General features: G+C 57.0%; 18 protein-coding genes. 8 read left to right on the top strand and 10 right to left on the bottom strand.

Annotation, left to right across the window (positions count from 1 at the left end; genetic code table 11):
- Positions 1-67: 67 nt before the first annotated feature.
- Positions 68-670 (top strand): LysE family translocator, encoded by a 603-nt coding sequence (locus tag NG99_RS16665; protein WP_034895353.1) that lies wholly within the window; start codon positions 68-70, stop codon positions 668-670.
- 32 nt (positions 671-702) lie between these two features.
- On the opposite strand, the gene bla is transcribed toward NG99_RS16665, so the two are convergent.
- From bla to guaD, 6 genes are read right to left on the bottom strand one after another with little or no spacing between them, the layout of a single operon-like run.
- Positions 703-1587 carry a class A beta-lactamase gene (gene bla / locus NG99_RS16660; RefSeq protein ID WP_034895351.1) on the bottom strand — a complete coding sequence of 295 codons (885 nt, stop codon included), beginning with the start codon at positions 1585-1587 and terminating at the stop codon, positions 703-705.
- Positions 1584-3629: a peptidyl-dipeptidase Dcp gene (gene dcp / locus NG99_RS16655; RefSeq protein WP_034895348.1), complete on the bottom strand. Its 2046-nt coding sequence runs from the start codon at positions 3627-3629 to the stop codon at positions 1584-1586. Before dcp ends, bla begins: the two co-directional genes overlap by 4 nt.
- A 59-nt stretch (positions 3630-3688) precedes the next feature.
- Positions 3689-4468, bottom strand: a complete 780-nt coding sequence (gene xdhC, locus NG99_RS16650) for a xanthine dehydrogenase accessory protein XdhC (RefSeq protein ID WP_034895346.1) — start codon at positions 4466-4468, stop codon at positions 3689-3691.
- The gene (xdhB, locus tag NG99_RS16645) at positions 4455-6824 is read right to left on the bottom strand and encodes a xanthine dehydrogenase molybdopterin binding subunit (RefSeq protein WP_034895344.1); all 2370 of its coding nucleotides are present in this window, start codon (positions 6822-6824) and stop codon (positions 4455-4457) included. The genes xdhC and xdhB overlap by 14 nt, the downstream gene beginning before the upstream one ends.
- Positions 6814-8259, bottom strand: a complete 1446-nt coding sequence (xdhA, locus tag NG99_RS16640; protein ID WP_034895342.1) for a xanthine dehydrogenase small subunit — start codon at positions 8257-8259, stop codon at positions 6814-6816. Before xdhA ends, xdhB begins: the two co-directional genes overlap by 11 nt.
- Complete coding sequence (guaD, locus tag NG99_RS16635) at positions 8256-9587, bottom strand: guanine deaminase (RefSeq protein WP_034895337.1); 1332 nt, start codon at positions 9585-9587, stop codon at positions 8256-8258. Before guaD ends, xdhA begins: the two co-directional genes overlap by 4 nt.
- Positions 9588-9995: 408 nt before the next feature.
- Here guaD and ydfG point away from each other — a divergent pair, with 408 nt between their 5' ends.
- Positions 9996-10742 (top strand): bifunctional NADP-dependent 3-hydroxy acid dehydrogenase/3-hydroxypropionate dehydrogenase YdfG, encoded by a 747-nt coding sequence (ydfG, locus tag NG99_RS16630; RefSeq protein WP_034895335.1) that lies wholly within the window; start codon positions 9996-9998, stop codon positions 10740-10742.
- 46 nt (positions 10743-10788) lie between these two features.
- Here ydfG and NG99_RS16625 read toward each other — a convergent pair whose 3' ends face one another.
- Positions 10789-11121: a YnfA family protein gene (locus NG99_RS16625; RefSeq protein WP_034895333.1), complete on the bottom strand. Its 333-nt coding sequence runs from the start codon at positions 11119-11121 to the stop codon at positions 10789-10791.
- 129 nt (positions 11122-11250) lie between these two features.
- On the opposite strand from NG99_RS16625, the gene NG99_RS16620 reads away from it, so the two are divergent.
- Positions 11251-11598 carry a DUF1283 family protein gene (locus tag NG99_RS16620; protein ID WP_052130748.1) on the top strand — a complete coding sequence of 116 codons (348 nt, stop codon included), beginning with the start codon at positions 11251-11253 and terminating at the stop codon, positions 11596-11598.
- Between the two features lie 61 nt (positions 11599-11659).
- Complete coding sequence (locus NG99_RS16615; RefSeq protein WP_034895331.1) at positions 11660-11953, top strand: DUF1161 domain-containing protein; 294 nt, start codon at positions 11660-11662, stop codon at positions 11951-11953.
- Positions 11954-12009: 56 nt separating this feature from the next.
- On the opposite strand, the gene NG99_RS16610 is transcribed toward NG99_RS16615, so the two are convergent.
- Positions 12010-13464: an MDR family MFS transporter gene (locus tag NG99_RS16610; protein ID WP_034895329.1), complete on the bottom strand. Its 1455-nt coding sequence runs from the start codon at positions 13462-13464 to the stop codon at positions 12010-12012.
- A 335-nt stretch (positions 13465-13799) separates the two neighbouring features.
- Between NG99_RS16610 and osmY the strand changes: the two genes are divergently transcribed.
- From osmY to osmV, 4 genes are read left to right on the top strand one after another with little or no spacing between them, the layout of a single operon-like run.
- Complete coding sequence (osmY, locus tag NG99_RS16605) at positions 13800-14516, top strand: osmoprotectant ABC transporter permease OsmY (protein ID WP_034895429.1); 717 nt, start codon at positions 13800-13802, stop codon at positions 14514-14516.
- A gap of 21 nt (positions 14517-14537) precedes the next feature.
- Complete coding sequence (locus tag NG99_RS16600; protein WP_034895327.1) at positions 14538-15464, top strand: glycine betaine ABC transporter substrate-binding protein; 927 nt, start codon at positions 14538-14540, stop codon at positions 15462-15464.
- 9 nt (positions 15465-15473) lie between these two features.
- Complete coding sequence (osmW, locus tag NG99_RS16595; RefSeq protein WP_034895325.1) at positions 15474-16121, top strand: osmoprotectant ABC transporter permease OsmW; 648 nt, start codon at positions 15474-15476, stop codon at positions 16119-16121.
- A complete protein-coding gene (osmV, locus tag NG99_RS16590; RefSeq protein ID WP_034895324.1) occupies positions 16121-17260 on the top strand; it encodes an osmoprotectant ABC transporter ATP-binding protein OsmV in 1140 nt (379 codons plus the stop codon). Before osmW ends, osmV begins: the two co-directional genes overlap by 1 nt.
- A 48-nt stretch (positions 17261-17308) precedes the next feature.
- On the opposite strand, the gene bioD is transcribed toward osmV, so the two are convergent.
- Together bioD and mlc are read right to left on the bottom strand one after the other, a co-directional pair.
- Positions 17309-17980: a dethiobiotin synthase gene (bioD, locus tag NG99_RS16585; RefSeq protein WP_034895323.1), complete on the bottom strand. Its 672-nt coding sequence runs from the start codon at positions 17978-17980 to the stop codon at positions 17309-17311.
- Positions 17981-18106: 126 nt separating this feature from the next.
- Positions 18107-19324, bottom strand: a complete 1218-nt coding sequence (gene mlc / locus NG99_RS16580) for a sugar metabolism global transcriptional regulator Mlc (protein WP_034895322.1) — start codon at positions 19322-19324, stop codon at positions 18107-18109.
- Positions 19325-19435: the final 111 nt, after the last annotated feature.

Raw genomic sequence — 19435 nt, 5'->3', positions numbered from 1 at the left:
CCATTGCCGCCCCATGTCAGCCCCATTCAGCTGGATAAATAAAGAAAAATGATTAATATTCATCAGTATGGATATTAACATTGTTGGCTTTATACCCGCGTTGCTGCCCATTGCCCTCTCCCCTGGCGCAAGTTTCACACTTGCGATGAATAATGCTTTATCAGGAGGACGCAGAGGCTTAGTTAAGACGTTGACTGGAACAGCACTCGGTATCTATACCCATGCATTTCTTATTGGGCTGGGAATAACGACTATCTTAGTCGCGTCTCAGGCGGTATTTAGCTTACTGAAGTATATCGGTACAGCGTACCTGTTATGGCTGGGGTTCCAGTTGCTGCGCAGCGGGATAAAATCAGCGGATATGCAACTGAGCGCCGGTGGAACCACCACGTCATTAACGGACGCATGGATGGCTAACGTATTGAACCCAAAAGCCATGCTGTTTTATTTAACCGTGGTCACGCAGTTCGTCGGCCCTCACAGCAACATCACCAGCTACCTTGCTCTGGCATCAATCCACATCCTTGTTATGACCGTCTGGCTGCTGATCGTTAGCAAGGCGGTGGTTTTCTCTGCAAGAAAATTAAATCCTGCCAGGCTGAAAAAATATGTCAATACTGGCGGCGGCTGTCTGCTTATTCTTTTTTCGCTGAAATCCCTTTTCTTCTGAGCGTTTTTTTAAATCATTTCCCAGGCGGAACGTTAACCCAGCGCCGCCAGCGTCAAGCTGGCTACCTGCGCCAGCACATCCTGCCGAGAAGAGGCGTTTTTATCGTGCTGAGTAAAATAGACCGCCATCACCAGCGTCTTCCCCTCAGGTGACCAGAGCACGCCGACGTCGTTAGTGGTGCCGTAGCCGCCGCTGCCGGTTTTATCCCCGACAACCCATCCCGCAGGCAGTCCCGCAAGGATAGCCTTTTTACCGGTCGTGTTGCCCTTCAGCCAGCGAACCAACTGCTGCTGCTCCCTGTCTTTAAGCCCTTTACCCAGAGCCAGCTGATGGAGATTGCCGATCATATTTAGCGGCGTGGTGGTATCTCGCGGATCGCCGGGAATGGCGGTGTTCAGCTCCGGCTCATGGCGATCAAGCCTGGTGACAGTGTCACCAAGCAGGCGGGTAAAGCGGGTTATCGCCGAGGGCCCTCCCAACTCTTTTAGCAGCAGATTGGCGGCAAGATTATCACTGTACTGCAGCGCGGCGGCGCACAGCCCGGCAAGGGTCATCCCATCGTGCAGATGCTTTTCGGTAATGGGCATGTAGGGTACCGCATCTGCCGCCTGCCAGCGCAGACGCTTTTGCAGCAGACCGGGCTGCTGCTGGCTTCGGTGCAAAATAGCCGAAGCGGCCAGCAGCTTAAACGTGCTGCACATCGCAAAGCGCTCCTGGCCGCGATAGCTCAGCGTGCGGCCGCTGTCGGTATCCAGCAACGCCATACCAATCCGGCCATTAACCTGTTTTTCAAGGCTGGCCAGCTGCTGGCGCAGCGCAGGCTTATCGGCCCAGGCGACCAGCGGGCTGAGGCTGGCCGCCAGCGGCACCAGCGCCGAAGCGATCAGCAGTCTGCGACGGGGAAGAGAAATTGTCATGCCTCTTTCAACCCCCGGTTAATCAGCATCGGCTCAATCACCGGATCGTGGCCCCGCCAGTCGGCATACAGCTGCTTCAGATCCTCGCTGTTGCCGCGCGACAGAATTTTGTCACGGAAGATCTGCCCGTTTTCGCGGGATAATCCGCCCTGTTCGTTAAACCATTCGAAACCATCATCCGCCAGCATTTGCGTCCAGATGTAGGCGTAATAGCCCGCCGCATAGCTATTTCCCCAAATGTGCTGGAAATAGCTGGAGCGATAGCGAGGGGGAACCTGCGGAAGATCGATGCTGTCCGCCTGCAACGCCGCTTTTTCAAACTCCGCCACATCTTGCGGGCCAGCGTCGGCCGCCAGGCTGTGCCAGTGAAGATCCAGCAGCGCGGCGGCCAGCAGTTCGGACATGTCATAGCCTTTGTTAAAACGGCTGGCTTTAACAATTTTGTCTCTCAGCGCCTGCGGCATTGGTTCGCCACTCTGATAGTGGCGGGCAAAATTCATAAACACCTGCTCATTGCTGGCCCAGTGTTCATTAATCTGCGAAGGAAACTCAACAAAATCCCTTGGGGTGTTGGTCCCGGACAGGCTTGGGTAGCACTGTACGGCAAACAGGCCGTGCAGCGTATGGCCAAATTCATGGAACATCGTGATCACGTCGTCCCACGAAATCAGCGCGGGCTGGCCTGATGCCGGTTTAGCGTAGTTACAGACGTTATAAATCACCGGCTGCGTGCCCAGCAGCTTAGACTGGTCGACAAAATTACTCATCCACGCGCCGCCGCCTTTGCTGTCGCGCTTGAAAAAGTCGGTGTAGAACAGCGCCATCGGCAGGCCGTTGCTGTCAATGATCTCATATACCTTGACCTCAGGATGCCAGACAGGCAGGTCTTCACGGCGGGCAAAGGTAATGCCATACAGCTGAGTGGCTGCGTAAAACACGCCGTTTTCCAACACGCTGGTCACTTCGAAATAAGGTTTGATCTGACTTTCATCAAGATCGTATTTTGCACGCCGCACCTGTTCCGCATAATAAAGCCAGTCCCACGGGGCCAGGCTAAAGCCCCCCTGCTGCTGGTCGACCAGTGCCTGGATATCCGACGCTTCGCGGCCCGCTCGCGCCGTGGCGGCAGGCACGATCGCCCGCATAAACGCCAGCGCGGCCTGCGGTTCTTTAGCCATTTGATCCTGCAACTTCCAGTCGGCAAAACTGCTGAACCCCAGCAGCTTTGCCTGCTGCGCCCGCACGCTCGCCAGCTGGATGATCAGCTGGCGGGTGTCGTTTGCATCATTTTTCTCGGTTCGTGACCACGCCTGTCCGAACAAGGCCTCACGCGTTTCCCTGCTACTGAGGTCCTGCAAAACAGGCTGCTGCGTGGTGTTTTGCAGCGCGATTAGCCATTGACCCGGCAGCCCCCGCTCTGCCGCCGCCTGAGCGGCGACGGCCAGCTCGGCAGCACTCAGCCCGGCCAGTTGCCCCGCGTCGTTAAGGCTCAAACCACCGGCTTTGGTGCCCGCGAGCAGGCGGTTGGTAAATTGGGTGCTAAGCGTGGCGGCCTGCTGATTCAGGGCTTTCAGGGCCGTTTTCTGCTCGTCGTTCAGGCTGGCCCCGGCCAGCTGGAAAGCCTGCCAGACTACCTCAACCAGCCGCAGCGCTTCGGCCGACAGACCCAGCGTTGCGCGCTGTTGATAAACGCTATTCAGCCGATCGAACAGCCTGTCGTTCAGGCGAATCTCGTCATTCAGCGCCGCAAGCCGTGGCGACATCTCTTCGTCCAGCGCCTGGAGCGTCTCGTTAGTGTTGGCCGAAGTCATCGCGCTGAAGACATTTTCCACCCGTCTGAGCATCAGGCCGCATTTCTCCAGCGCCTCATAGGTGTTTTCAAAACTGGGCGCATCGGGGTTGTCGGCAATCTGCCGCACTTCCTCGCGCTTTTGCCGTATCGCTTCTTCGAGCGCCGGACGGTAATCTTCATCGGCGATCAGGTCGAAAGGCGGCGCCTGATAGGGCAACGTGCTGGGCTGGCTGAACGGATTGACGTGCATCGCTGATCTCCTGGTGCGGGTAGACCTTCAGCATAGGCTGTTAATCCGTTCAAGCCAACTCAATCAGCATCAGTCCGTTGATAAGTCGCAATAATTTCCCCGGCTACGGCAACCGCGATCTCCGCCGGCAATTTTCCAGTAACGTCCGGCAGGCCAATCGGACAGCGCATGGTTTCCAGCTGCTGGCGGCTGAAGCCTTTGCCTTCCAGGCGATAATCAAAGCGCTGGCGTTTGGTTTGCGAGCCGATCACGCCAAAGTAGCGGTAGTCGCCGCGCCGCAGTATCGCTTCGCACAGCTCAAAATCTCGCGGGTGATGATGGGTCATCACCACGAAGTAACTGTCAGGCGGCATCAGGCCGACCTGCTCCGTCGGATCTTCCATACAGCAGACGGTCACGCCTTCCGGCACGGTGGCAAACTGCTCGCGGCGTTCATCCACCCAAAAAACGTTACAGGGTAACGTTGACAGCAGATTGACCAGCGCCTGCCCCACATGCCCGGCGCCAAACACCACGATTTGCGGCTGGGTCTGTAATAAAGGTTCGAAGAGTACCGTAGTGATCCCCCCGCAGCACTGCCCAAGCCGCGCGCCGAGATTAAACTGCTCGCTGCGCGGCAGGGGCTGCCTTTCCGCCAGCATCTCCCTGGCGGCGGCAATACACTTGAACTCCAGATGCCCACCGCCAATCGTCAGCCAGGTTTTCGCTGCGCTAACCACCATTTTGCAGCCGCGATCGCGCGGCACTGAACCTTTTTCATCCACAACAGTTAGCAGGACACAGGGTTCCCGCCGCTCGCGCAGCTGCGCCAGCACCATAATCCAGTCATCTGTTCGCATCGCTCACCTTCGCCTTAAGCTTGCTGGCCCCCCAGAACACCCTTTCCGGCGTGGCGGGCGCGTCAAGCAGCGGATGAAGCTGATAGTTGCCGACGCTGGCGACGGCATCCTGTAAGGCGCACCAGGCGGCGATCCCCAGCATAAACGGCGGTTCGCCGACGGCTTTAGAGTGAAAAACGGTATCCTTCGGATTTTTGCGGTTTTCAACCAGCGTTACCCTCAGGTCGGCGGGCACATCGCCGATGGCCGGGATTTTATAGCTGGCTGGCCCGTCGGTCATCAGCCGCCCCTTATCGTTCCACACCAGCTCTTCACTGGTCAGCCAGCCGACGCCCTGCACAAACCCACCCTCGACCTGACCAATATCAATGGCCGGATTAAGCGAGGCGCCGACATCGTGCAGAATATCGGCGCGAAGCAGGCGGTATTCGCCGGTCAGAGTGTCGATGATCACTTCGGCGCAGGCGGCGCCAAAGGCGAAGTAGTAGAACGGCGTGCCGCGCCCGGCCTGACGGTCGTAATGAAGGCCGGGAACTTTGTAGTAGCCGGTGGCGGAGAGCGGCACCTGGTTCAGCCAGGCCATCTGCGCCACGTCCGGGAAGGTAAAATGTTTCTCTTTTACCCTGACAATACCGTTGCTGAAGCTCACCTCCTCAGCCGCGCACTGGTGCAGCTGACACAGCATCTCCGTCAGGCGGTTACGCAGCGTTTCTGCCGCATTCTGAGCGGCTTTACCGTTTAAATCGGTGCCGCTGGACGCCGCCGTTGGCGAGGTGTTTGGCACCTTGCCGGTGTCGGTCGCGGTAATCTGGATCTGGTCAATATCGATTTGCAGCACCTCGGCAACGATTTGCGCCACCTTGGTATTCAGCCCCTGGCCCATCTCCGTGCCGCCGTGGTTAAGCTGCACGGTGCCATCGGTGTAGATCAGCAGCAGCGCACCGGCCTGGTTCAGAAAGCTGGAGGTAAAGGAGATGCCGAATTTGACCGGCGTCAGCGCCAGCCCGCGCTTCAGAAATGGGCTGGCGGCGTTAAACGCGCGGATTTCTTCGCGCCGCGCCGCATAGCACGAGCTGGTTTCCAGCTGCTCAGTGATCTCGACCAGCAGATTGTCTTCAACCTGTTGATGATAATGGGTGATATTGCGCTGCTCTTTGCCGTAATAATTACGCTTGCGCACCTCCAGCGGGTCCAGCTTCAGCTCGCGGGCGATGTGATCCATGATCTGCTCAATCGCCACCATGCCCTGCGGACCGCCAAAGCCACGGTAGGCGGTGTTCGAAGCCGTATTGGTCCGGCAGCGATAGCCCGTTACCAGCGCATCGCCCAAATAATAGGCATTGTCGGCGTGAAACATGGCCCGATCGACGATCGAGCCGGAAAGATCCAGCGAGTAGCCGCAGTTTCCGGCCAGGTCGATTTTTACCCCGCAGAAGCGCCCTTCGTCATCCACGCCAATGTCATAGCGCACGTAGAACGGATGACGTTTGCCGGTCATACGCATATCGTCGCGGCGCGCCAGGCGCATTTTTACCGGCCGGTTGGTCATTCTGGCCGCCACGGCGCAGAGGCAGGCGACCCCAGCCGCCTGGGTCTCTTTGCCGCCGAAGCCCCCGCCCATCCGGCGCATATCGATGGTCACTTTGTTCATGGTGACGCCCATCACCGAGGCCACCAACTTTTGCACTTCCGTCGGGTTCTGCGTGGAAGAGAACACCTGAAGTGTCCGATCTTCGCCGGGGATCACCATCGCTACCTGCGTTTCCAGATAGAAGTGCTCCTGGCCGCCAATATGGAATTCCCCTTGCAGGCGGTGTGCGGCTCGTGCCAGCGCCGCCTGCGCATCGCCACGCTGGTGGACGTGCGGCTGCTGGACAAAATGCTGCTTCTCCAGCGCCTCCTTCACCTCCAGCACCGGCGTGAGAGGCTCATACTCGATGATGGCGGCCTCAGCGGCAAGGCGTGCGGCGCGCGGTGTTTCGGCGGCTACCGCCAGCACCAGCTGTCCGGCATACTCCACCCGGTCTTTCGCCAGCAGCGGATCGCCCGGCTCCAGCGGACCAATATCCAGCTCACCCGGAACCTGCTGCCAGGTCAGGACCTGCACCACGCCCGGTATGGCATAGCAAGGCTCCACATCGATATGCAGGATGCGGGCGTGCGCGTGCTCGCTCAGCCTGGGGCAGAGATGCAGCATCCCCGGCAGCTCAAGCCTGTCATCAATATAGAGCGCCTCGCCCGAGACATGTTTATCGGCGCTTTCATGCTTATTGCTTTTGCCGACGCCGCTCTGAATCCCTTCACGGTACTGTCTGGCAATCACTTCCTCGGCAACTACCGGTCGATTATGAGACATAGCGTGAAACCTCCAGCAGGGACAGTTCGTCCGAGCGCGAAGCGTAGAAACGGCGTAAAAGGTTTTTAGCAACCTGCAGGCGATAGTCCGCGCTGGCTCGGAAATCACTCAGCGGTTTAAAGTCCTGCTCCAGCGCGGCGCAGGCCTGTTCCAGCGTTGACAGCGTCAGCGGCTGCCCCAGCAGCTGCTGCTCGCTGTAGCTGGCGCGCCGGGCAATTTCAGCCATGCCGCCGAACGCCAGCCGCGCTTCGGTCACCACGCCTGCTTCGTCTGTCTCCAGCAGGAACGCGGCGAATACGGCCGAAATGTCATCTTCCAGTCGCTTGGAAACCTTCCAGGCGCGAAACACCTGTGACCCTGTCACTTTAGGGATCACTATCGCGCGAATAAACTCCCCCTGCCGGAGCGCTGTTTTGCGGTACGAAAGGAAAAAATCCTTCAGCGGCAGGCGACGGATCTGTGCCCCCTGCTGAAGTTCCAGCGAGGCATTCAGCGCCAGCAGCATCGGCGGCGTGTCGCCAATCGGCGAACCGTTGGCGATATTGCCGCCCAGCGTGCCCTGATGGCGAACTTGCAGCGAGGCAAAGCGCTCGAGCATCGCGGAAAACTGCGGGATCTCGCTAACCAGCAGCTGGTAGCAGCGATGCAGAGAAGCACCGGCGCCCAGCACAATCTCGTGCGGGTTAATCTGACAAACCTTCAGCTCGTCAACCTGCTCCAGCGCAATCATCACCGGCAGCGCTTTGTACTGCTGCGTCACCTGTAAAGCCAGATCGGTGCCGCCCGCCAGCAGCTTCGCCTGAGGGTTGTCCTGCAGCAGGCTGGCCAGTTGGGCAACGGTTTTCGGCACGAAGCAGATATTCCCGTTTTGCGTCAGAGTCTGTAGCGCGTCATTTTTCAATGCGCTGAGGCGTTTGGCGGTGACGGCAGCCTGCTGCTGAAAGCTGTCTGGCTGCGGTTTTTCACAGGCCTGACGAGCGGCATCGACGATGGGACGATAGCCGGTACAGCGACACAGATTTCCCGCCAGCGCCTGCTCGGCCTGCTTATGCTGCCAGCCGCTGCTGTTTTTTTGCAGAGTAAACAGCGACATCACAAACCCCGGCGTGCAGAAGCCGCATTGCGAGGCGTGGCAATCCACCATCGCCTGCTGGACCGGGTGCAGCTTATCGCCCTGCTTTAAATCCTCCACGGTAATCAGCTGCTTGCCCTGAAGACTGCTGACGAAAGTGAGGCAGCTGTTGGCGGTTTCATAAACCATTTCACCGTTTTCTTCCCGGCCGAGCGTCACCGTGCAGGCTCCGCAGTCGCCGGAGGCGCAGCCTTCTTTCGTGCCGCAGCGCCGCTTGTTCTCACGAAGATAGTTCAGCACGGTCAGATTGGGGTCCAGAGACTCTTCGCTGACCAGCGTCTGATTAAGTAGAAATTGAATCATGCGGCTTTCTCCTCGCTGCGCGCCTGCCAGACGCACTGCCCGTTCACCCAGGTTGCCGCAATATTGCGATCGTCACCCAGCGTCATCAGCACAAACAGCTTTTCCCAGATGTCCTTGCTGTTGGCAAAGCGCATTTGCTGGAGGGCAGAAACGGCAGGATCTAGCACCACAAAATCGGCCTCTTTACCCGCGGTGAAACTGCCGATACGGCTGTCCAAATCCAGCGCCCGCGCGCCGCCCAACGTGGCATGATAAAACGCTTCACAGGCCGCCAGCCTGTAGCGCTGTAGCTGCCCTACCTTGTAGGCTTCGCCCAGCGTTTGCAGCATGCTGAAAGTGGTGCCTGCGCCCACGTCCGTGCCCATCCCCATTTTTACTCCTTTCTCCCAGCAGGTTTTCAGGTTGAACAGGCCGCTGCCCAGAAACAGGTTCGAGGTTGGGCAAAACGCCACTGCTGAACCGGTTGCGTGCAGGCAGTCCCACTCTTCCTCGTCAAGATGGATGCAATGGGCAAAAACGCTGCGGCGGCCGGTCAGCTGGTACTGGTGGTAAACGTCCAGATAGCCGTTATGGTCCGGGAACAGCGATTTGACCCACTCAATTTCCTGCGGGTTTTCGCTCAGGTGGGTATGTAGCCAGGTGTCCGGGTACTCTTCTTTCAACTGCTGAACTTTGCCCAGCAGCTCAGGCGAAGAGGTCGGGGCAAAGCGTGGCGTCAGCGCATAGCTCAGGCGGCCATGATTGTGCCAGCGCTCAATCAGCTCGCGCGTTTGCTGATAGCTCTGCTCCGGCGTTTCCGTCAGGTAATCGGGCGCGTTGCGATCCATCATCACTTTGCCGGCAATCAGGCGCATACCAAGGCGGTCGGCGGCGCTGAATAGCGCATCAACCGACTCCGGATGCACGGTGCCAAAAACCAGCGCCGTTGTGGTGCCATTGCTTAACAGCTGATGCAGGAAGAAGGCCGACATTCTGGCCGAGTGTTGCGGACAGTGATACTGGCTTTCCACCGGGAAAGTATACTGCTGTAGCCATTCGAGCAGCTGCTCGCCATAGGCGGCGATCATCTCTGTCTGCGGATAATGGATATGGGTATCGACAAACCCTGGAACGATAAGCTTGCCGCGATAATCCAGCACGCTGGACCGATCGGCCAGCAGATGACGCCCCGCTTCCCAACTCTGTAGGGAAACGATGTCGCCGCCGTTCAGTAGCAGCAGGCCGTCTTCAATGTAGCGGGCATAGTCGGGGAGTTGCAGCGGCGTCTCCACGACGGCGGTAATATCAAAAAAACTTCCGCGAATAGCCTGAGTATAAGTCACTGACATAGCGATTCCTTGGGAGTAAATTTTTTACTCACTCTATTTGTTATTGCAGGTGAAAACCTTTATTACAAATAGCAATTGTTATGCCAGTTAAAGATACTAATATTTATCGATATAAATCATACGTTTATGATCAATCCATTCACCTGTTATCGTTATTATGCCAGCAATCGAATGCGCAACCGATTGCATGTACTAGCAAACGGTTGCCTTGAGAAACAATTCCATCTTTGCCCTCCTTAAATAAGGATTGCGCGAAACAGACGCACTAAAAGAAAGCAAATTAACGTGAAGGCGCACCACTCCCGTGCAACGCGTGCGCGTTGATAAATCATCACCTTTTCGTCCTTATCAGCTCCGGAGGGAAGTGGTATGGTGACGGAAACCCAAAATATGTTGAGGAACAGTGAGATGATCGTATTTGTTACCGGCGCCACCGCGGGCTTTGGCGAAAGCATTACCCGCCGCTTCATTGCCCAGGGACATAAAGTTATTGCTATCGGCCGCCGTCAGGAGCGTCTGCAGGCGCTGAAAGAGGAGTTGGGTGACGCCCTTTTCACTCTGCAACTGGACGTGCGCAACCGCGCGGGCATTGAAGAAGCGCTGACAAGCCTGCCTGACGACTGGCGCAATATTGATGTGCTGGTGAACAATGCTGGCCTGGCGCTGGGAATTGAACCGGCGCACAAAGCGAATATCGATGACTGGGAAGCGATGATCGACACCAACAACAAAGGGCTGGTTTACATGACCCGCGCGGTGCTGCCTGCAATGGTGGAAAGAAACGTTGGCCACATTATTAATATTGGCTCGATTGCCGGCAGTTGGCCCTATGCGGGCGGCAACGTCTACGGCGCAACCAAAGCGTTCGTACGCCAGTTCAGCCTGAATCTGCGTACCGATTTACACGGCACAGCGCTGCGGGTGACCGACATTGAGCCAGGCCTGGTGGGCGGCACGGAGTTTTCCAACGTGCGTTTTAAGGGCGACGATGCCAAAGCGGACAGCGTGTACGACGGCGCGGAGCCGCTAACGGCAGAAGATGTTACCGAAGCGGTATTCTGGGTGGCAACGCTGCCGAAGCACGTCAACATCAACACGCTGGAGATGATGCCGGTAGGCCAGACGCTGGCCGGATTGAAAGTGCACAAAGCCTGAGCCTCTGCCAGCCTGAGAGGGAGCCGCCAGGCTCCCTGCTATTGATTTACGCCCTTCCCCAACCGGCGACAATAATCAGCATTCCGCAAAACGCGATTGCCGCCCCAAGCCAGTCATAATGGCTTAGCCTGACGCCATCCACCAGGCGTAGCCAGATCAGCGCGGTGACCACGTAGACCCCGCCATAGGCCGCATAAACCCTGCCGCTGGCTGCCGGATGAAGGGTCAACAACCAGACGAAGAGCGCCAGGCTGGCGGCTGCGGGCAGCAAAAGCAGCACCGATCCGCCCTTTTTCAGCCACAGCCACGGCAAAAAGCAGCCAATGATTTCCGCCAGCGCGGTGATAAAAAACAGACAGGTTGTCTTGAAAAACAGCATACATTCACTCTCTGAAAGCTAAACGAAGGTGAGGCAGACTGGTGAGCCTTTCCGGGCAGATGATATACTAAACTGTACATGCGTTTACCGCTAAGATTAGCGTTCAACAAAGAAACCAAGGAATTGACGATGAAACAATGGCAAAAACATCTGAGCAAGGTCGCTCTGCCCGCGGTGCTTTTGGGCGCCTTGTTCAGCCTTCAGCCTGTTGCTCAGGCGCAGACCAACCGCCTGATCATTCAGGATGGTAACAACGCGTTGAGCAATGAGCAGGCCCGGCAGGAAAAAGAGCAATGGGATGACACTCACCGTCTGCGCAATAAGGTGAATACCCGCGTTGAGAAAGATTTCGATAAGGCCGATCGCGCCGTGGATACCCGCGATGCCTGCGATCAAAGTCTGAACGTAAACGCCTACTGGGAACCCAATACCCTTCGCTGTCTTGATCGCCGTACCGGTCGCCCGGTTGCGCCCTGATCGGCAACAGCTGCTATAGTTAGCGCAGGTACTAAGGTCCAGTAAAATAAGGGATGAGATAATGAAACGTATTAATTGGATGTTAGCGGTTCTGGTTGTTGCCGCTCCGCTGACCGCGATAGCCTCGTGTGAAACGGTGAAAGCGGATATTAACCAAAAAATCATTAACAATGGCGTGCCGTCTGACGGCTTTACCCTGGAGATTGTGCCTAACGATCAGGCTGACCAGGCCGGAGGCCAGGTTGTCGGCCACTGTGAAAATGACACGCAAAAAATCGTTTACAAGCGCAACGGCGCGGAAAGCGATGCCGTTCCAGCCAGCACCGGAACCTCTCAGGATGCCCCTTCCTCCTGATCCTCAGGGGCAACAGCGCGTTGCCCCTGATTACTCTCTAACCCCTTATTCCCCGCCTAATGCGGCCTGATCGCCGGGATAAGTCTGGCAATCAGCAAACTCGCCACGGCAATCGCCAGCGAAACGGCAAACACCCAGTGCAGCGACAGCGCAATTTCACTGACCATCTGCTGTAAACTGCCGTGACTCAGCGCGTCACGCTGCGGCTGCGACATAATTTGCTGCACCGGATCGCGATGGCCGGGCAGCCGGGTCATCAGGTTATAGTTCAGCACCGCCCCCATCACCGCCGTCCCCAACGCGGAGCCAAGCATCCGGCTGAACATAATTGACGCGGTGCAGATCCCACGGATATGAAACTCAGCCGTATTTTGCACCGCAATCAGGAACGTGGTGCTGGTCATCCCCATGCCGGTGCCAATCACAAAAGCAGAAATACCCGCCTGCCAGGCCGTACTGTTGCTGTGCAGCGTGAGCAGCATCGCCGTGCCCAGAATCAGCAGTACGGAGCCAAGCTGAGCGGTAAAACGGTAGGAGGTGCGCTGCATCAGCCTGCCGCTTAGCATACTGGCGAGCGGCCAGCCGATTGACATCATCGCCAGCGCGCTGCCCGCTTGCAGAGGCGTACCGCCGTTAACGCCCTGAATCCACGTCGGCAGAAATGCGCTGATCCCCATCATCGCCGCGCCAATCACCAGGTTTCCGGCATTACCGGCGACCAGCGTGCGGCTACGCCAGATCGCCATCGGGAACAGCGGTTCATCGGCGCGGACCTCATGACGCATCAGGGCGTAGCCTGCCAGCAGCGCGACGGCGAACAGCGCGACAACCCAGTACCCCAGCGTTTCGGCCTGCAACAGCGCGGTCAGCAGCGCGCTGACGGTCAGCATCAGCCAGCCGCTGCCGGTCAGATTGAGCCTCTGCGTTTGCTCCCTGCGCGATTCAGGAAACCACCTGGCGAGCATCAGCATTGAGATAATGCCAATCGGCACGTTTACCCAGAAGATCAGCGCCCAGCTGAAGTGCTGCACAATCCAGGCGCCGGTTAGCGGGCCAATAATGGCCGCAACGCCCCAGACGCTGGAGAGCCAGCCCTGAATGCTGGCGCGCTCCCTGGGCGGATAGACATCGGCGATAATGGTGGAAGTCAGCGGCATAATGGCTCCGGCCCCCAGCCCCTGCATCGCCCGGAACAGGATTAGCCAGCCCATCTGGGAAGCAAAGCCGCACAGCACCGATCCGATTAAAAACAGCGATGTACCGATAAAAAAGACGCGTTTTCTGCCCCAAAGGTCGGCCAGACGGCCGTAGATCGGCACGCTGACCGCCTGCGTCAGCAGATAGATGGAGAATACCCAGCCAAACTGCGAAAAACCGCCAAGCTCGGCAATAATGGTCGGCATGGCCGTCGCGACGATGGTCACTTCTATCGCGGCCATAAACATCGCCAGCATGGCGGCAACCAGTATCCAGTGGCGATGGGTTATCTGGTGGTGAACGGATTCAGACATAGGACTCCTTGCTTAACTCCCTTCTATTCTGGCCTGGATTTCGCTGAGCAGTTTCCGAAATGTGCTAATGCCGGGCTCCACCAGTTGTGACAGTGTCACCAAAAGATCGATAAAATATTTTCATTGAATCCAGACCAGTGCCGGTAAGGGATTGCCCGGGGTTTGCGCAAAAACTATCCCACTGATTTTAGGCTTAAATCCTGGCACTGTCGCGTTACGGCTGCTATAGGTTTTAAGGCGCTTTCTAACCCTTTATCCAGAAAAAGCGTTTAACGTCACATTTTTAACCGCTTCCGGCGTTATCACTATCCGGTTATTCAGGGAGAATGGAATTCATGCAAAACCAAACGCTCTTCCGGCGTGCGGCACTCGCCGTGCTGTTTATCGCCGTCATTATCGGCCTGCTGGTCTATGGGCTTGGCCCTGCGACGATCAAAGCCCGCCAGGTCGATTTGATTTACCTGGGGCAGCAGCACATGCTGCTGGTGTTCTGGTCGATGCTGTTCGCCCTGCTGGTCGGCATTCCCAGCGGGATTATCCTCAGTCGCCCCTTCGCCCGTAAGTGGGCGGAATACGTTATGCAAATTTTTAACGTCGGTAACACCCTTCCTCCGCTGGCCGTACTGGCGCTGGCCATGGTCATTATCGGCATTGGCGATCGCCCGGCTATCGTGGCCCTGTTCCTGGCTTCTTTGCTGCCCATTGTGCGTAACACCTACTCTGGCCTTTGTTCCGTTCCTGCCTCGCTGATTGAGGCCGCCAACGGCATTGGCATGACCAAAGGCCAGCGTCTGCGCCAGGTTGAGCTGCCCAACGCCTGGCCGGTGATGCTTTCCGGCATCCGCGTCGCGACTGCAATTAACGTGGGCACCGCGCCGCTGGCGTTCCTTATTGGTGCCAGCAGCTACGGCGAGCTGATTTTCCCCGGTATCTATCTTAACGACTTCCCTACGCTGATCCTGGGCGCCGCCGCTACCGCGCTGTTCGCGCTGATCCTCGATTTGCTGCTGGCTGGCCTTGGCCGCCTGTTAAGTCCTCATACGGCCGCGTAAAAGAACAACAAGGAGCGAAACATGGCTAAGGCCTCATTAACCCGCTGGGTTCGACATACCGCCCTGGCGCTGGGCGCTACGCTGGCAATGACCGCCAGCGTTTCTGCCGCCGCCGCGCCGATTGTGATGGCGACAAAAAGCTTTACCGAGCAACACATTCTTTCTGCGATGACCACGCAATACTTGCGCAAGAAAGGTTTTCAGATTGAAGCAAAAACCAATATTGCGACCACCATCGGTCGCAACGCGATGATCAACAAACAGATTGATATGACCTGGGAATATACCGGCACCTCGCTGATTATTTTCAACCATATCAATAAGCCGATGTCCTCGAAAGAGGCCTATGACACGGTGAAAAAGCTGGATGCCAGGCTGGGTTTGATCTGGCTGAATCCGGCGCCAATGAACAACACCTATGCCTTCGCCATGCAGCGTAAACGCGCCGATGCCGAACACATCGACACGATTTCTCAGCTGGTGGCGAAAATTGAGGATATCCGCAAGAACGACCCCGACCATAACTGGATGCTGGGGCTGGACCTTGAGTTTGCCGGGCGCTCCGACGGCATGAAGCCGCTGCAAAAAGCCTACGACATGGCGCTGGATCGTCCGCAGATCCGCCAGATGGATCCTGGTCTGGTTTATAACGCCATCCGCGATGGGTTTGTTGATGCAGGCCTCATCTACACGACCGATGGCCGCGTAAAAGGTTTCGATCTGAAGGTGCTGAAGGATGATAAAAACTTCTTCCCAAGCTATGCGGTAACGCCGGTGGTGACCAAAGAAACGCTGGATTCCCATCCGGGCCTGGCCGATGCGCTGAATACCCTGTCACCGTTTATCACCGATGAGGCGATTACCGAAATGAACAAGCGCGTTGATATCGACCATCAGTCTCCGCAGCAGGTGGCGAGTGATTTCCTGAAATCGAAAGGCTTACTCTAAGGAGGCAGTATGGATACTATCCATTATATTATTGATAACTGGAGTTATTTAGCCTCCCTGACCTTCCAGCATCTGTGGCTGGTGGGGCTGGCCGTCGGGCTGGCGATTATTATTGGCGTCCCGCTTGGCGTGGTGATTGTACGCTATAAATGGCTGGCAACGCCGGTGTTGGGTCTGGCAACCATCGTACTGACCATCCCCTCTATCGCGCTGTTTGGCCTGATGATCCCGCTGTTTTCGATGATCGGTCAGGGGATTGGCGTGCTGCCTGCGGTCACCGCCGTGTTCCTCTATTCTCTGCTGCCGATTGTGCGTAACACCCACACCGCACTGGAGAATATCCCGCCGGGATTACGCGAAGCAGGACGCGGTATCGGCATGACGTTTATGCAGCGTCTGCGCTGGGTAGAAATTCCCATGGCGATGCCGGTGATTTTTGGCGGTATCCGCACCGCGGTGGTGATGAACGTTGGCGTCATGGCGATTGCCGCAGTGATTGGCGCTGGCGGCCTGGGTCTGCTGCTGCTGGACGGCATCAGCGGCAGCGATATCCGCATGTTGATTGCGGGCGCGCTAATGATTTGTCTGCTGGCTATTATTCTCGACTGGCTGCTGCACCGCCTGCAGCTGGCGCTGACTCCCAAGGGGATTAGATAATGATAAAACTCGAAAATCTCACCAAAACATTTACCCAGAAGAATGGCACCAGTATCAATGCCGTCGACAACGTCACCCTGAACGTGCCGGAAGGCGAAATGTGCGTGCTGCTCGGCCCTTCCGGCTGTGGCAAATCCACCACGCTGAAGATGATCAACCGGCTGATCCCCTCAACCAGCGGCAAAATTCTGATCAATGGCGAAGACACCAGCGGCCTGGATACCGTTACCCTGCGCCGCAACATTGGCTACGTGATCCAGCAGATTGGCCTGTTCCCGAATATGACTATTGAAGAGAACATTACCGTGGTGCCACGGATGCTCGGTTGGGATAAGAAACGCTGTCACGAACGCGCCAGCGAGTTGATGAGCATGGTGGCGCTGGAGCCGAAAACTTTCCTGCACCGCTATCCGCGCGAGATGTCCGGCGGCCAGCAGCAGCGTATCGGCGTGATCCGCGCACTGGCTGCCGATCCACCGGTATTGCTGATGGATGAGCCGTTTGGCGCGGTTGACCCGATCAACCGCGAAGTGATCCAGAACGAGTTTCTCGATATGCAGCGCCAGCTGAAAAAAACCGTGATGCTGGTCAGCCATGATATTGATGAGGCGCTTAAGCTCGGCGACCGTATCGCGGTATTCGGCCAGGGTAAGATTGTGCAGTGCGCCAGCCCGGATGAGCTGCTGGCGAAGCCGCGCAATGATTTCGTCGGCTCGTTTGTCGGCCAGGACCGCACGCTGAAGCGCCTGCTGCTGGTCTCTGCGGGCGACGTGACCGACCAGCAGCCGACCATTACCGTTAAGCGCTCGACGTCGCTTGCCGAAGCGTTTGCCATGATGGACGATAACGATATGCGCTCGATCACCGTGGTCGATGACGACGGCAAGCCGTTAGGGTTTGTGAAGCGCCGCGAAGCACGCGGGGCCAGCGGAACCTGCGTAGATATGCTGCATACCTTCAAGGCTACCGGACGCGCAGAGGAAAACCTGCGCGTGGTGCTGTCAAAGCTCTATGAGCACAACACCACCTGGATGCCGATTGTTGATGAGGATGGCCGTTACAGTGGGGAAATTTCGCAGGATTACATTGCGGACTATCTCAGTTCTGGCCGCACGCGGCGTGCATTAAATCCGGCATAACGCAGGCAGAAGTCAGAAACAGCAGCGGCACTCAGGCCGCTGCTGTTTTTATGCGAGGTTCAGCGGCGTCAGATCGAGATATTTCGCCAGATCGCGCGTTTCGGCTCTCGGCAGATAGGGCAGCTCGCCCAGCAGAGGCGCCTGAAGCTTGCTGCTCAGCACCTCAATAATCTCGGCATAGTGCGCCAGTCCCGGATTAATGCGGTTGGCAACCCAGCCCAGCAATGGCAGGCCGTCATTCACTATCGCTTCAGCGGTTAAAATCGCGTGGCTCAGGCAGCCAAGCTTGATGCCCACCACCATCACCACCGGCAGCCTTTCCTCCACAACCCACTCCGACAGCGGCCTTAAGTCGCTCATCAGGCTGCGCCAGCCGCCCGTGCCTTCCACCACCACATGGTCTGACTGTACTGCCAAAGCCTTGAGGCCGCTGCTCAGCACCGCATAATCAATGCAGATATCCTGGCTGGTGCTGACTTCATCGTCCAGCACAGTGTAAGGATTGATGGCGGCATAAGGCAGTTGCAGCGAAGAGGAGGACTGCAAAACCAGCGCGTCTTTATTCCTCGGCCCCATTTCCGTTTGCTGACTACTTTTCGCTACAGGCTTATAACCCACCGTATTTTTATTACCTTCGGTAAGTTTTTGCAGGAGCGCGCGACTGACCACTGTTTTCCCCACCCCGGTATCGGTGCCAGTGACAAATATCTGCTTCATCATGCTCTCCGCCGGCCGCTGCCGATTAGATTGATTAAAAACCATAAACTGTTAAGAGAAGCTATGTTAAGACAGGCGGCAGAATAGCGGTTTGCGTTAGCGCAATATTTTGTTACTCAGTGTCGGGAATCAGCCCTGTAGCAGCTTAACCAGTAGAGTACCGTTATAAAGGGCATCTTTCACCAGCGCCGCCCCCGGCATCGTGCCGATGTTATCAAAGTGTGTCGGCTCAACTTCGATTTGCTGGCTATAGGTCGGCAGCGCCTGGCGGCGAATGCAGTCGGTAATGGCCGGGTAAAGGATCTCTTTAGCGCGGTTTAAGGGGGAACCAATCAGAATTTTTTGTGGATTAAACAGATTAACCATGATCGCCACAATCCGCCCCACGCTTTGCCCCACGCCGCTAATCAGCTCGGTGGCCAGCGGGTCGCCAGCCAGCGCCGCCTCGCAGAGTGTCTCAAGGGTAAGAGGAGAACCGATCTGGCTGCCGGGGCTGCCATTTTTCAGCCTGCTGGCGGCCAGCTCCAGCAGATTTTCGCTGCTGGCAACCGTCTCAAGGCAACCGTGATTGCCGCAGTAGCACTGTTTTCCCTGTGGATCGACCTGGGTATGGCCGATCTCGACCAGCGTGCTGCTGCCGTTGTGCAACAGCCTGCCGCCAGTGATTACTCCAGCGCCTACCTGATGATCAATCACCACCTGAATGACATTTTTGGCCTCCTGAGCGGCGCCAAACAAAGATTCAGCCAGCGTCCATGCGCAGACATCGTGTTGAATATAGACCGGCAGGCCGGTGCGCTTTTCCAGCTCCGGGCCCAGAGGCATATCGCTGACTTGATAGAAAGGCATACGGTGAACGATGCCGCTATGCGCATTAAGAATGCCCGGTAGCGTGATGGCGATGGCCGTCAGCCGCTCCAGCTTTTTCTGATGGCGAATAAAAAAGGCGTCAATTTCAGCAATGATGCGGTTCAGTAACGGCTCCGGCTGCTCCACGGGCAGTGGGCAGAAGTCTTCGGCTACCAGCTGGCTGCTCAAATCCCTCAGAGAAAGGGTAATGTCGCCGTTGCCGATGCGGACCGAGAGATAGTGCCAGGCCTGAGTATCCAGAATCAGGCCCACGGCCGGACGCCCTCTGCTGCCCGCCTCCTGAAATTCGGTCTCCTGCACCAGGTGCGCTTCCAGCATTTCCCGCACAATTTTGGTGATGCTGGCCGGGGCCAGCTGCGCTCTGCGGGCCAGTTCGATACGCGAAATGGGGCCAAACCGATCGATCAGTCGATATACTGCCCCTGCATTAGTCTGTTTGATCTGGTCAATGTGGCCAGGCTGACCGTCCGCTATCACACCCCTGCTCCCACTTATTTTCGCGCCTCAAAATAAAGCTTTTCGCCATGGTGAAACACTTCGTGGGTGGCGTCAAATATTTGATTCGGAATGTGATTTGCCGCACATAAA

The organism is Erwinia typographi, from assembly GCF_000773975.1.
GTDB classification, from domain to species: Bacteria; Pseudomonadota; Gammaproteobacteria; order Enterobacterales; family Enterobacteriaceae; genus Erwinia; species Erwinia typographi.
This window is presented reverse-complemented; position numbering and strand designations above follow the sequence as displayed.

Coding starts and splice junctions, on each gene's coding strand:
- NG99_RS16665 (WP_034895353.1), top strand. CDS start 68: ATGGATATTAACATTGTTGGCTTTATACCCGCGTTGCTGCCCATTGCC.
- bla (WP_034895351.1), bottom strand. CDS start 1,587: ATGACAATTTCTCTTCCCCGTCGCAGACTGCTGATCGCTTCGGCGCTG.
- dcp (WP_034895348.1), bottom strand. CDS start 3,629: ATGCACGTCAATCCGTTCAGCCAGCCCAGCACGTTGCCCTATCAGGCG.
- xdhC (WP_034895346.1), bottom strand. CDS start 4,468: ATGCGAACAGATGACTGGATTATGGTGCTGGCGCAGCTGCGCGAGCGG.
- xdhB (WP_034895344.1), bottom strand. CDS start 6,824: ATGTCTCATAATCGACCGGTAGTTGCCGAGGAAGTGATTGCCAGACAG.
- xdhA (WP_034895342.1), bottom strand. CDS start 8,259: ATGATTCAATTTCTACTTAATCAGACGCTGGTCAGCGAAGAGTCTCTG.
- guaD (WP_034895337.1), bottom strand. CDS start 9,587: ATGTCAGTGACTTATACTCAGGCTATTCGCGGAAGTTTTTTTGATATT.
- ydfG (WP_034895335.1), top strand. CDS start 9,996: ATGATCGTATTTGTTACCGGCGCCACCGCGGGCTTTGGCGAAAGCATT.
- NG99_RS16625 (WP_034895333.1), bottom strand. CDS start 11,121: ATGCTGTTTTTCAAGACAACCTGTCTGTTTTTTATCACCGCGCTGGCG.
- NG99_RS16620 (WP_052130748.1), top strand. CDS start 11,251: ATGAAACAATGGCAAAAACATCTGAGCAAGGTCGCTCTGCCCGCGGTG.
- NG99_RS16615 (WP_034895331.1), top strand. CDS start 11,660: ATGAAACGTATTAATTGGATGTTAGCGGTTCTGGTTGTTGCCGCTCCG.
- NG99_RS16610 (WP_034895329.1), bottom strand. CDS start 13,464: ATGTCTGAATCCGTTCACCACCAGATAACCCATCGCCACTGGATACTG.
- osmY (WP_034895429.1), top strand. CDS start 13,800: ATGCAAAACCAAACGCTCTTCCGGCGTGCGGCACTCGCCGTGCTGTTT.
- NG99_RS16600 (WP_034895327.1), top strand. CDS start 14,538: ATGGCTAAGGCCTCATTAACCCGCTGGGTTCGACATACCGCCCTGGCG.
- osmW (WP_034895325.1), top strand. CDS start 15,474: ATGGATACTATCCATTATATTATTGATAACTGGAGTTATTTAGCCTCC.
- osmV (WP_034895324.1), top strand. CDS start 16,121: ATGATAAAACTCGAAAATCTCACCAAAACATTTACCCAGAAGAATGGC.
- bioD (WP_034895323.1), bottom strand. CDS start 17,980: ATGATGAAGCAGATATTTGTCACTGGCACCGATACCGGGGTGGGGAAA.